The organism is Streptomyces sp. NPDC030840, assembly GCF_055572015.1.
Map to the genome: position 1 here is coordinate 128,600 of NZ_JBVIEE010000012.1, position 12,098 is coordinate 140,697.

The 12,098-nt window shown below is 69.0% G+C and carries 14 protein-coding genes and 1 pseudogene; 10 read left to right on the top strand and 5 right to left on the bottom strand.

The annotated features are described in order from the left end of the window. Window positions 1-96: 96 nt before the first annotated feature. Window positions 97-1,467, bottom strand: a complete 1,371-nt coding sequence (locus ACZ49J_RS25345; protein ID WP_467451712.1) for an ABC transporter substrate-binding protein — start codon at window positions 1,465-1,467, stop codon at window positions 97-99. A 1,179-nt stretch (window positions 1,468-2,646) separates the two neighbouring features. Here ACZ49J_RS25345 and ACZ49J_RS25350 point away from each other — a divergent pair. The 4 genes from ACZ49J_RS25350 to ACZ49J_RS25365 all read left to right on the top strand — a co-directional run bounded on the left by ACZ49J_RS25350 (window position 2,647) and on the right by ACZ49J_RS25365 (window position 5,243). Continuing rightward, on the top strand, window positions 2,647-3,711 hold the full coding sequence (locus tag ACZ49J_RS25350) for a sporulation protein (protein WP_467451711.1): 1,065 nt from the start codon (window positions 2,647-2,649) through the stop codon (window positions 3,709-3,711). Window positions 3,712-3,864: 153 nt separating this feature from the next. After that, on the top strand, window positions 3,865-4,320 hold the full coding sequence (locus ACZ49J_RS25355) for a tellurite resistance TerB family protein (protein WP_467451710.1): 456 nt from the start codon (window positions 3,865-3,867) through the stop codon (window positions 4,318-4,320). A gap of 77 nt (window positions 4,321-4,397) precedes the next feature. Beyond that, window positions 4,398-4,733 carry a hypothetical protein gene (locus ACZ49J_RS25360; protein ID WP_467451709.1) on the top strand — a complete coding sequence of 112 codons (336 nt, stop codon included), beginning with the start codon at window positions 4,398-4,400 and terminating at the stop codon, window positions 4,731-4,733. A 315-nt stretch (window positions 4,734-5,048) separates the two neighbouring features. Beyond that, window positions 5,049-5,243, top strand: a complete 195-nt coding sequence (locus ACZ49J_RS25365) for a hypothetical protein (RefSeq protein WP_467451708.1) — start codon at window positions 5,049-5,051, stop codon at window positions 5,241-5,243. An 18-nt stretch (window positions 5,244-5,261) separates the two neighbouring features. Here the strand turns inward: ACZ49J_RS25365 and ACZ49J_RS25370 are convergent, their stop codons facing one another. Further along, entirely contained in the window at window positions 5,262-6,197 is a 936-nt protein-coding gene (locus tag ACZ49J_RS25370; RefSeq protein WP_467451707.1) for a M56 family metallopeptidase, read from the bottom strand. Between the two features lie 6 nt (window positions 6,198-6,203). Continuing rightward, window positions 6,204-6,593: a BlaI/MecI/CopY family transcriptional regulator gene (locus tag ACZ49J_RS25375; RefSeq protein ID WP_019753563.1), complete on the bottom strand. Its 390-nt coding sequence runs from the start codon at window positions 6,591-6,593 to the stop codon at window positions 6,204-6,206. A gap of 181 nt (window positions 6,594-6,774) precedes the next feature. Between ACZ49J_RS25375 and ACZ49J_RS25380 the strand changes: the two genes are divergently transcribed. The 6 genes from ACZ49J_RS25380 to ACZ49J_RS25405 all read left to right on the top strand — a co-directional run bounded on the left by ACZ49J_RS25380 (window position 6,775) and on the right by ACZ49J_RS25405 (window position 9,818). Next, window positions 6,775-7,041 carry a GlsB/YeaQ/YmgE family stress response membrane protein gene (locus ACZ49J_RS25380; RefSeq protein ID WP_467451706.1) on the top strand — a complete coding sequence of 89 codons (267 nt, stop codon included), beginning with the start codon at window positions 6,775-6,777 and terminating at the stop codon, window positions 7,039-7,041. A 134-nt stretch (window positions 7,042-7,175) separates the two neighbouring features. Continuing rightward, the gene (locus ACZ49J_RS25385) at window positions 7,176-7,751 is read left to right on the top strand and encodes a TerD family protein (RefSeq protein WP_467451705.1); all 576 of its coding nucleotides are present in this window, start codon (window positions 7,176-7,178) and stop codon (window positions 7,749-7,751) included. Between the two features lie 108 nt (window positions 7,752-7,859). Further along, window positions 7,860-8,486, top strand: coding sequence for a hypothetical protein (locus tag ACZ49J_RS25390; RefSeq protein ID WP_467451704.1), 627 nt, complete (start codon window positions 7,860-7,862; stop codon window positions 8,484-8,486). Between the two features lie 38 nt (window positions 8,487-8,524). Beyond that, window positions 8,525-9,109, top strand: a complete 585-nt coding sequence (locus ACZ49J_RS25395) for a TerD family protein (protein WP_467451703.1) — start codon at window positions 8,525-8,527, stop codon at window positions 9,107-9,109. Between the two features lie 64 nt (window positions 9,110-9,173). Then, window positions 9,174-9,479: a twin-arginine translocase TatA/TatE family subunit gene (locus tag ACZ49J_RS25400; RefSeq protein WP_467451702.1), complete on the top strand. Its 306-nt coding sequence runs from the start codon at window positions 9,174-9,176 to the stop codon at window positions 9,477-9,479. A 75-nt stretch (window positions 9,480-9,554) separates the two neighbouring features. After that, the gene (locus ACZ49J_RS25405) at window positions 9,555-9,818 is read left to right on the top strand and encodes a GlsB/YeaQ/YmgE family stress response membrane protein (protein ID WP_467451701.1); all 264 of its coding nucleotides are present in this window, start codon (window positions 9,555-9,557) and stop codon (window positions 9,816-9,818) included. 196 nt (window positions 9,819-10,014) lie between these two features. Here ACZ49J_RS25405 and ACZ49J_RS25410 read toward each other — a convergent pair. Further along, window positions 10,015-11,184: pseudogene (locus tag ACZ49J_RS25410) on the bottom strand (DNA polymerase III subunit alpha); the annotation flags it as partial. Window positions 11,185-11,211: 27 nt separating this feature from the next. Beyond that, window positions 11,212-11,883, bottom strand: a complete 672-nt coding sequence (locus ACZ49J_RS25415) for a DUF6928 family protein (protein ID WP_467451700.1) — start codon at window positions 11,881-11,883, stop codon at window positions 11,212-11,214. Window positions 11,884-12,098 lie beyond the last annotated feature (215 nt).

The window sequence follows — 12,098 nt, forward strand, 5'->3', positions numbered from 1 at the left end:
TCGGTACTCGATCGCCGGGTCGGAGACCTCGAGTTGAGGGACTCAGACACGTTCCGACACTTCCTTCCTACGCAGCGCAGACGGGGACACCCGGTGTCACTTCGCCGGACGCCAGGCCTCGTTCGTGACGGGGCTGAACGGGTTCATTTCGATGGTCCAGAACTTCTCGCTCACGTTGGCGACCTTCGAGCTGATGGCCTGCAGGGTTGGAATGCTGGCGATCGGGACTGCGTAGACCAGCTCGTCAAGGCGCGTCGTGGCCGCCCTCATCTTCACCTCCTCATCCTGAGGGTCTGCGGTAGTGGCAGCTGCCTTCATCAGACTGGTCAGCTTGGGGTCGAGGGGGACGCCCAGCGGGTTCGCCAAACCCCTCGGCCGGAACATGGTGAAGACCGCCTCGGAGAGGCCGTTCGCGCCGGTGGTCATGATCACCGCGTCGTACTTGCCCATCTTTTGGGCGACAACTCCCGGGGACGCGTTGCTGGGCACGATTTTGAGCGTCACGCCGACTTTTTGATAAGCGGCCTTGAGAGCCTGACCAATGGCGCTTGAGGGATCGAAGAAGGCGGGGTCGAAGACCTGGATCTTCAGTCCTTTTGCGTACCCTGCCTCTGCGAGCAGCTTCCGCGCTTTCTGCGGGTTGTACTCGACCCGGTTCACGTTGCCGGCGTCGTAGCCCTCCGCGCCGTCAGCAATGTAGGAACTGGTCGGAACCGCGTCGGTCCCGAAGATCGCCGTGGCGATGTCCTGGCGCGGAGTCGCGTAGGCGAGGGCCTGGCGAACCCGCTCGTCGGCCAAGGGGCCGTTCGCGCGCTTGACCAGCGCCATCGAGGCAAATGATCCGAGCGGACCGCGAGCAATCGAGGCGCCGCTCTGCTTGACGGCGGACACATCTGTCGGGGCGATGTTGAGGGCCCAGTCCACCTCGCCCGACCTGATCGAGTTCAGCCGGGTCTGCGGGTTCATCACGGGCTTCAGGACGATCTTTTCGTACTTGATCGCGTCCTGGTTGTGGTACTGGCGATTCGGGAGGTAGACGTACTTGACCGACTTGATGGTCTGGGTGGGATCAAGCTTGTAAGGCCCGATGCCGTCCGTGTCCGCGAGCAAGTGTTTGCGGTCGGCGGCGCTCTTGGGACCCACCACATATCCGACACCACTCTGGCCGGCGAGCAGGTAGAGGGCGTAGTGGGTGGAGACGGACTCCGCGAACTGCACGTCGACCTTGTCGGACCCGGCGGCCTCAGCCTTCTTCAGCGGGTAGCTCAGGCTGGCGAACGGCCCAGGCGCCTGGAGGTACGAGTTCAGCGACGCAGCCGCGGCCTGGCCGTTCAGCGGTGTGCCGTCACCGAACTTCGCCCCCTGACGAAGCGTCAGGCGGAATCTGCGGTGCTCCTTGTCGGCCCACGCCCAGGAGGTGGCCAGACCCGGCTCCAGCTCGCCAGTGGAGGGAGAGATGTGGATCAAGGAGTCGTACGCGACGCTGCAGAAGACCAACGGGACGCAGGGCACTGACCAGATCCCCTCGACCGGGTCGAGCTCCCCCTGCGCGAGGACGCGGCACTGATCACCGACACCGGCGTGGCTCTCACCGGCCGACGGCCCTCCCGCGCAGGGGCTCGGTCGTGGGCAACAGCCTCGAGTAGCACTCCGATGGCTGCTGCCCAGCCGACGGCCGGGGAAACGGGCTCCCAGGGTGTCGCCGAGCGTGTACCGGCCGATGCCGCGCAACGGTTGGGCCCCCCGAAACCGCCAAGACCCTGCAAAACCGCCTGGCCTGGACCGGGTCACCGAGTCGGCGGAGGCGGCGTCCGGCTCGGCCGCCGGTGCCGGTCAGCCAGGACTTCCAGTCGCTCCAGGGAGTGGCAGTCGTGTTCGGCCTCGTGGTCCGAAGCCCAGGAACGACAGGCCTACGGCGAACTGCAGGCCCAGACCACCAGCAACTGACTCAACAACCAAGATCAGCCGTTGAATGGACGGACCCGGGCCTGGCAGTCGAGGGTGCGATGGTGTAGCCGTGCTCGGCCATGAGGGGCTGGACGGGGATCCCGCTCCAGGTCTTCACCCCGGTCGACGAGGACCGCGAGGTCCCCCTCGGGATCGTGGCGGGGTACGTCGGCGGCTGGGCCGACCGCGTCGTGGAGTCCGGCTCGGCAGCGCAGACATCTAACTCCACTCGTAGGTGCGGGGCAGGTTGAGGAGAAGGTGCCCGTTGAGCCGGGTCCCGTCTGGCAGAACCGCTTGCCGCACCGGAGGACGGCCCCGGCCACACGGAAGCTTCGATTGCTACAAGCTGATTCGGTTCTTGCATGGTCTGCTCCTTGCGTCGTTTCATCACCACGCAGTTGCCCGCAGCCAGCGCCGGCCCCAGCTTCCAGCGCGGGGAGGATAGCGGCCGCTGCGGCTGTGACGGCGACGCAGCAGGGTGGCCGACCCAGGGCCGGGCCTCATCGGAGCCCTCATGATCTGCGTCCGGCGAGTGCGGCAAACCGGAAGAAGCTGCACAGTTCTTCGGACGGCATCCCCGCCGCAAGCCGGACTCCCTCTTCGCCGAAGCAGAGCGTGGCAACGGTACCGGCAACACGTGCGGTGCGGTAGCGCCGCAGGTGACGCGGGACGGCCAAAGCCGCCCTGCGGTGAGACCATGTGGGCAGCGTCGCCGGCGAGCATCACGCGGCCGCTCGCTGGCGCAGCAGCCGGCCACCGCGGCCGGCCGGCTTCCGGGTCAACCTCGCCGATCTCCGGCTCGGGCAGAGCCGCTCCGCGACCAGCCCCGGTAACCCGACGTCGCCAACGACCGGCCAGGTCCATCTCAAGGGTGGAGATGCCGACTTCGACATCGAGCACACCACCCTGGAGCTGGTGGCTCGGGTCGAGGCCGAGCGCAGCGAAAACGAGAGCGAGGGCGTCGTCGCCTTCGAGCGGTTCACCGTCGGTGGCGGTTTCCGGCTGGGCGCGGATCGGCACCACAGCATCCCGTTCACGGTGACGCTGCCGTGGGAGACGCCGATCACCGAGCTGTACGGGCAGGCCCTGGGCATCGTCCTGGGCGTGCGCACCGAGCTGGCGGTGGCCGGCGCCAAGAACAAGGGCGACCTGGACCAGCTGAACATCGCACCACTGCCTGCCCAGGAGGCCATCCTGGAAGCGCTCGGCCAGCTCGGCTTCGGCTTCAAGTCGGCCGACCTGGAGTACGGGCGCATCGGTGGCACCGGGCAGCAGCTGCCCTTCTACCAGGAGATCGAGCTGACCCCGGCGCCGCAGTACGCGCACCAGGTCAACGAGATCGAGGTGACCTTCCTGGCCAACCCGGGCGGTATCGAGGTCGTCCTGGAGGCCGACAAGCGCGGCGGCTTCTTCTCCGGCGACCACGACGCGCTGACCCGCTTCACCGTCGGCCACCACGACTCCCGCGACTGGAACACGGAAGTCGACGGCTGGATCCGGCAGTTGGTCGAGCGCCGGGCGTCGCAGGCCTCCCACGGCGCCTACGGCCACGGTGACCCGTACGCCGGGCACGGGCACGGCGGGCACTACGGGCACGGCGATCACCACCACGACGACCACCGCCGTTCCGGATCTGGCATGGGCACCGCCGTCGCCGCAGGCGCCGCCGGGCTCGCGGTCGGCGTCGTCGGCGGCATGGTCGCAGCCGAAGTCGTCGACGAGGTCGGGGACTTCTTCGAAGGCGACGGGGAGGACGAGGGCTGAGAGCGGGGGCCGACAGACGGTAAAGGATGCATCAGCCGGGGGCGTGGAGACGCACATCTCCCCGCCCCGGCTGATAACTTTTACAGTGTTGTAGAAGAAGCGCTGTCCGGAGCACCTCGGTCCGGGCATCCTCCCGACACGTACGGAGTTCTCATGGCCCTGTGGGACCGCCTCAAGGAGTCCGCATCAACGATGCAGACCCAGCTCATGGCGAAGAAGAACGACCTCAAGAGCGGCGCCTTCCGCGACGCCAGCATGGCGATGTGCGCCCTCGTCGCCGCCGCCGACGGCACAGTCGACCCGTCCGAGCGGCAGCGCGTGGCCCAGCTCATCGCCACCAACGAGGTGTTGCAGAACTTCCCCGCCGACGACCTGCGCCGCCGCTTCGAGAACAACCTCAACAAGCTCACCGCAGACTTCGACTTCGGCAAGGTGAGCGTCATGCAGGAGATCGCCAAGGCGAAAAAGAAGCCCGCCGAAGCACGGGCCGTCATCCAGATCGGAATCGTCATCGGCGGCGCCGACGGCGACTTCGACAAGGACGAGCAGGCCGTGGTCCGCGAAGCGTGCTACGCCCTGGACCTGCCGCCCCACGAGTTCGACCTCTGACCGACCCCGACCGTGCGGCGGGCCGCGCGCCCTTTCGGTACTGGCCCGCCCCACCACCGGTGAGAGCTGGAGTAGTGATGCCGGACATCGGCCGGCCCGAGAGGCAAAGCTCACTGCGGCATCTGCGCACGGCCGCGGTCCTGGCCAGCGCCGGAATGGTGGTCAGCATCGTGCTTTCGGCCCTGCCCCAGGAACCCATCCCGCTGCCGTTCAGCGCCGGGCACCACCAGGACCGGCAGCCGGGCACCGCGACCGTCACCGACGAGGCCGAAACCGTCTTCCGCCTCGTGGAGGGGGCAGGGCTCCCCGTCGAGCACGTGGTCCTCTACGCCCAACGCGAAGAGGACCCCGACGGTCTCCTGGGGGCGCATGACGGCTACCGCAGCAGGCTGACCACCCGTCCCTTGAGGTAGGTGTGCTCGGCGTGGGCCGGTGAGATCCATGTAGAGATAAGGAGGAAAGGGCGGGTGTCTCACCTCGACCGGAGTCCGCGTGGCCGTAACATCCTTGGCTCCGCACGCATGCAGGACACGGAAGCCTTGAGGGACTGGGCGTGAGCAGCACCAACGACGCGCGGACGGCAGTCGGAGAGTCGGCGCGGGCGTTCGGGGAACGGAACCGGGCGGCGAAGGTCAGTGCGTTCTCCGCGCTCGGCGGAGTCGCCTTCCTCGCCAACTTCGCCACCGGCATCGCCTGGATCAACCCCCGGCATCTTCCTCGGCCGGACCATGCTGGGCGCTCTGATCGCCATCCCCGCCGGGCATGTGGGCCGATTGAGGGGCCGGCGGATGGGCGGGGACGGGCGCGGGCTGACCTTGGCGGGCATCCTGGCGGGCTGGCTGGTGTTGTTCGTCTGCTTGCTCGCGCTACTGGCCTTCGCGGGGCTCGTCGCCGGACTCGCCGCGCTCACCGACCATGCCTGACGCCCCACCTCGCCCGGATCAAAGGGGCGTGGCCGCGTGCAGGATGAAGACCATCGTCACGGCGGAGTTCGCCGACGACATCGCCGACACGGCAGCCCCCAACGCCGCGCCCCACGTCGCCACACCCACCGACGTGAACAGCGAAGGCCAGCTGCGCACCGCCGGAGCGGGTTCGAGCAGAGCCGCCACCCGGCGCGGCACCGGTCCCGCCGCGGCCAAGGCGGCCAGCGTCGCCACCGGGGTACCTCGGGATACCAGGGCCGCCTTGCCGATCGCGCACGCCACGGCCCGGCGGCTACCGACCGTCTGGGCCGCATCCTCGTCCGCCCACCGTTCCGCCGTGTACGCCACCGTCGTACGCAGCGGACGCAGGAACGGGTTGGCCCGCGCGGCCAACTGGACCGCGAGAAGGAAGCGGTGGTGGCGCGCGGCCAGATGGGCCCGCTCGTGGGCGAACAACGCCCGGCGCTCGGCCGGTTCGAGGCAGTCCAGCATGGCCGTGGTCACCACCACACGATCCCGCCGACCGCCTCCCGGCAACGCGTACGCGTAGGGAACGTCATCCGGAAGGACGGCCACCTCCGTCTCCCGCAGCCCGGCCAGCGCACGGTGGGCCCGACGGCGCACCCGCCCGTGCCGCCACAGCGCCCGGCCGCACGCCACCAGCACCACAACGAGCGCAGGAATCGCGACCTTACCGACGACCTCGTCGTACGGGACCGCCGCCCGCGCCTCGGGGTCCGACCATCCGTCGGGCAGCGGGTTTCCGGGAAGCTGGGCGGTGCCGACCATCATCGCCAGGCCGAGGCACAGCGTGCTGCAAGCCGCCATCACCGCGGCCACCCCGGTCAGCAACCGCGTCGCGGTCCGTGGATGGAGATGCTGCTCGGCCAGGCGCCCGATCGGCCACGCTGTCAAGGGCAGCACCAGCGGCAGAAAGACGAACACCCCCATGAGGCTTCAGTCTTCCCCTTCGTTCCTCGACTGACCCAGCAGCTCGCGCAGCAGCCGCTCGTCGTCCGGGCCGAGGCCGGTCACGAAGCTGGCCAGCACCGCCTCGCGGTCACCCTCGGAGTCCAGCACCCTGCGCATCTTGTGGGCGGCCAGACCCGCCTGATCCGACGCGGACGTCCAGGCGAAGGACCGGCCCGCGCGCTCCCGCGTGACCGCTCCCTTGGCCAGCAACCGGGTCAAGATGGTGATGACGGTCGTATAGGCGAGGTCGCCGCCCAGGCGCTCCTGCACCCAGCCAGCCGTAGCCGGGCCGTCCGCCTCCCTCAGCGCCGACAGGACCAGCGCCTCCAGCTCACCCTGCCCCCGCCGCCGGGGACGCTGCCGCTGCTCAGTCACGCCCTGTCTTCCTTCCGCCGCCGTCCGTTTCCCAAGCGGACATCGTATAGACGCCCCCAGGGCCATCACGCCGCCCGACGAGCCCCGAAGAGCCCCGCCACACCCTCTACAAAATTGTAGAAGCTCGCTGCCCCCACGGCATGCCCACACACAAGAGGGACCAGGAAAGGAGCGTTGGGGCATGGGTGTCATCGCGTGGCTGGCGCTGGGACTCCTCGCCGGAGCGATCGCCAAGGCCATCCTGCCCGGACGCGATCCGGGCGGTTGCGTCGGCACGACGGCCATCGGCATCGCCGGCGCCTTCCTGGGCGGCTGGCTGTCGGCGCATTTCCTCGACCGGCCGGCGCAGCGGGATTTCTTCGACGCCGCGACCTGGGGCTCGGCCATCGCGGGTGCACTCGTGCTGCTGATCACCTATCGCCTGTTGTTCGGCAACTCACGGGCCTGACGCGGGACATGGCACGGCCGTGCTGAGCCCGAGGCACGGTCGCGCCACCCTCCACCTTCTCTACAGTGATGTAGATTCATGAGCCTGGGCCCGTGCCACGGGCCTCGACCGCACCTGCCGAGAAGGAGTACGCAGTGGGAGTTTCCCTGTCCAAGGGCGGCAACGTCTCGCTCAGCAAGGAGGCACCGGGCCTGACCGCCGTCCTGGTCGGTCTGGGCTGGGACGTCCGTACCACCACCGGCACCGACTACGACCTCGACGCCTCCGCGCTGCTCCTCGACACGTCCGGCAAGGTCCTGTCCGATCAGCACTTCGTCTTCTACAACAACCTCAAGAGCCCCGACGGTTCGGTGGAGCACACCGGCGACAACCTCACCGGTGAAGGTGAGGGTGACGACGAGGTCGTCAAGGTGAACCTCGCGGGCGTACCCGCCGAGGTCGACAGGATCGTGTTCCCGGTGTCCATCCACGACGCCGAGAACCGCGGCCAGAGCTTCGGCCAGGTCCGCAACGCATTCATCCGCATCGTCAACCAGGCCGGCGGCGCCGAGATCGCCCGCTACGACCTGTCCGAGGACGCCTCCACCGAGACTGCGATGGTCTTCGGCGAGCTCTACCACAACGGCGCCGAGTGGAAGTTCCGCGCCGTCGGCCAGGGCTACGCCTCGGGCCTGGCCGGGATCGCCTCCGACTTCGGCGTGGGCGTCTGACACCCCACGGAGGCGGCGCCGGACCGGCCCCTTCCCGGAGCAGGTCCGGCGCCGCCTCCGCACTGCTCCGAGACCGACACCGAAGCCTTCCACCCGTCAGGAGACCATGTGGCCGACCCACTGCGCCTTCGCCAGGAGGACAGGCCGGACTTCGAAGCGGTACTGCACCTGGCCCTCACCACCACGGACATACAGGCGGCCCTGAACGCCGACCCCACCGGCCAGGCCACGGCACGCCTGCGTCTCCGCGCACTCGGGGACGCCGACGAGATAGCCGCCACGGCACGCGCGGAATACGGCACGTACCTCGCCTTGCGTACATCGGGGGAGTCCGACCCGCCGCCACACCGCGCCGCCGGCAGCCTGCTGCCGGCCCTGGCGGTACTCACCCCGCTCATCGCCGCCACATCCGCCGCGGTCCTGCTCGTCCTCGGCTACCTGCTCCAACTGACCGGCACGGAAGACCCGCTCCCCGGCTCACTGATCACCGCCGGATGGGTCCTGACGCTGACCGCCGGCACCAGCGCCCTCCTCGCCTTCGCCGCGATGCTGAGAACGGCGATACGCGGCGGCGACGGACCCACACACGAGGCACGCGTGCAGCAGGCACGGCAGAACTGGCAGCGGGCCCTGCTGGAACGGGGCATGCTGCCCCACCTGCGGCGGTGCCTCCACGAGGATCCGTCCCTCCCGCCCCACCCCGACCCTGGGCGTCCGTACCACCCACTTCCATGACTCCCGCACCGCCACCAACCCGAAGGAGCACCCCTCTCATGTCGGTCAACCTGAGCAAGGGCCAGCAGATCAGCCTCAGTAAGTCCGACGGCACCGCCTTGACGTCCGTCCGCATGGGCCTCGGCTGGCAGGCCGCCCCCCGCAAGGGCTTCCTCGCCAAGCTCACCAGGACGCGCGAGATCGACCTGGACGCCTCCGCCGTCCTCTTCGCCGCCGGGCAGGCCGCGGACGTCGTCTTCTTCCAGCACCTGGTCAGCGACGACGGCTCGGTCCGGCACACCGGCGACAACCTCACCGGCGGCGCGGGCACGGGAGGCGACGACGAGGCCGTCCTGGTCGACCTGGCCCGCGTGCCCGCCCACATCGACCAAATCGTCTTCACCGTCAACTCCTTCACCGGCCAGACCTTCGCCGAGGTGCAGAACGCCTTCTGCCGGCTGGTCGACGAGACGACCGGCGCCGAACTGGCCCGCTACACGCTCACCGGCGGCGGCGCTCACACCGCCCAGATCATGGCGAAGGTCCACCGCTTTGGCGGCGGCTGGCAGATGAAGGCCATCGGCGCACCCGCCACCGGCCGCACCTTCCAGGACCTGCTTCCCGCCGTCACGCCCCACCTTTGAGCGCCACCGCCGCTACGCTCGCGCCGTCCAGGCCCGGGTCCCGGAGAAGAGAGAGCAGGACACCATGTTCGGACTGAGCGAACTCGCCGTCATCCTCATCGTGGTCATAGCCGTCATCCTCGCCAAGAAGGGCCCCGAGCTGGCCCGCTCCGCAGGCAAGTCGGCCCGCATCCTCAAGGCCGAGGCCCACGCCATAAAGAAGGAGGAGGAGAACGAGACGGCGGCAGACACGCCTCCCCGGGCCATCCCGGGTGAGACCGCCGTACCGGGCACCGGCGCGACCGCCCCCGGCACGGAGCGACCGTCGGCCCCGGCACCCGAACGGACCGAGCGCGCGAGTGGTACGCCGCCGCAGGACAGCAGGCCATAGACCGTGCCCCCCGGACTGATTGCCTTTCGAACGGGCACTCGCATGTCACCAACGACTGAGGGGTGACAACCGGCCATGGAGATCTCAGGCATCATCAGCGCGATCGTCATCGGCATCGTGATCGGGGTCCTCGGCCGACTCGTCGTCCCCGGACGCCAGCGCATCGGCGTCCTCTGGACGATCCTGATCGGCATCGTCGCCGCGTTCATCGGCACGGCCATCGCCTCCGGCTTCGGCGTCGCCGACACCCACGGTGTCGACTGGATCGAGTGGCTCTTCCAGATCGCCCTTGCCGCCCTGGGCGTAGCAGCGGTCAGCAAGGTCAAGCTGCGTCGCTGAGCCGCCGCTTGGCCGGGCCTGCTCCTAAACGCAATGTCAGCCGAATGCCTGCGGAGCGGTGCACTCTGCTGATCTTCAGTCGCCCCTCCGCTGCCAAGCTCTCGTCTTCGAACAACTCCGGAAGAGAACCCTGCTCGGCCCCACTACGGCCATGCCGATCGCTGGTCGAGCTCGACACGCTGGACTTGACAGGGAACCGCAGGGCATGCCGCGCCCTGTACGTCTCGGGCATACCGGTGACCGCGGTCCGCTCCCGTCCGAACCGCTCGATGATCGCGTCGTACACCTCCAGGCGCCGCTCGGACTCCACATCGAGGTCGATGTCCGGCAGCGACGTCCGCCGCTCCGAGAGGAAACGCTCAAACAACAACCGGTGCTCAAGAGGGTTGGCGGTGGCCACGAACAGCGCGTGGTTGACCATGGAGCCCGCACCAGCCGCGCGCGGGGCCCGGGTACCCAGCGCCCGGGTATCCGCCACCACCTGGGCCACGGCCAGGAAATACCCCTCGTAGCCCAACCGGCCGATGACGTCCAGTTCGTAGTCGAGCTATCGTACAGCATGCTCATCCCGGTCCAGGCCGCGGGCGACCATGCCGGCCTCGCAGCGCTGACGCAGCAGCCGCATCGCCGAACCCGGCTTGCCGGTGGCGCCCACGACGGACGGCTCGGGGAAGTGCGGCCTGCCCAGTCCGAGATCGGCCGGGGTGAGGGTGCAGGACTGGCCGGTGTCCTCGGTCTCCGCCAGCAGGCGCACGGCCCGGGCGGAGTCGTCACTGACGGCACGGGCGATCCGCTCGGCGGCCGCGGCCATGGCGGCCGGGCCCTTCAGCCACCGCTCGCCGCCGTCCAAGTACCGGCGATCGACGGGACGCAGCAACCGGGCCGCATCCAGGACGTCCGCCAGCCGGTGCTGGTCGGGGTCGGCGTAGCGGACCGCGTTCGTCAGCACCACGCCCACGCCGAGATGGTCGGCCAATCCCACGGTGCGCGCGGCCAGCCGCAGCGAGCCGGCGCCGGTGCCCTGCCGCCCGAGATACACGGCTTCGAACAGCAGCCGTTCCCCGGCCAGCTCCCGCCACGGCGCGAGCAGCCGCTCGGCGATGTCGGGGCGGCCGGCGGACAGGGCCCGCACCGGTTCGGAGGCCGGGCCGAGCAGCACCACCAGGCCCCGGTCGGCGCACGCGCGCAGCGTGGGCCAGCACACGACCGGCGCCGCGCCGTCGGCCTCGGCGTGCGCGGCGGACACCAGGCGGCACAGCCGTGCCCACCCGGTCGCGCTCTGCGCGAGCAGGGTGATCCGCAGCGGCGGCTCCACGCTGCGAGGGGATTGACAACCACACGTGATCGACGGATGCCTGAGTGCCACCGGGCTGTCCTTTGACAGCCTCCCTGGTCAGTTCTTTTCGTCAGGCGGCGTCACTCGAAAGCCCTGCAGTTCGACAGCCCAGACGTCCACCACCGGCTCGGCGGCCTCATACCCAGCCATGCAGCCTTCGACATAGAAGCCGAAGAACTCCATCATCGCCCGCTCACCCAGCTCGAGTGGATGGAACGGCAGCGGATAGGGCTCGTCGTCCTCACCAGGGGCGTCGGGCTGCGCTCGGTGCCGACCCTCCCAGTAGGGCAGCTCGAACGGCAGCCTTTGGCCGATATCCTCGATGATTCCGGTGTCCGGGGACAGACTCAGCGAACGCACCAGTCGGCCATCTTCCCAGATCGCGAGGGCCAGCCAGTCAACGACACTGTGCATCGCGTGGAGGTAGAGGCGTCGACCCCGGCTGGCGGCAACGAGGTACTCAGCGAGCTGCGACGGGCGATCGATCATGAACTCCTGATCGCAGACCAAGTCGAGTCCCGGGACCGACAGAGCGCACACCGTCCCCATCGGCGGGTACACGGCTTCCGCCAACTCCCAGAGCTCCTCGCCGTCCTCCTCAATGCACTGACCTGGGCGAACCCGAGCCACCAGAGCGGCAGCGCGATCGTGGTCACTCTCTGGCGAGGCCTGAAGGATGTCCGCCACGGCGACATCCGCGTAGGCCAGCACGGCTGTCTTCGCCCCCATACGAACCATCCTCCTCTGCCCTGTGGACTGCTGCCGGAGACTACCGATCAGGACTGACAAGCGGAGGAGTGGGCCAGCCAGCGCCTCAAAGAGCCAGCTGCACCGACATCACGAGTTCAACTTCAGTAGCCCCGCAGGTGCTGCTGAACGAGACTGGGACAGGGTTCTTGTTCCACAGTGATACACGGAATCCGAGTTCGTTGATGACGTGACCG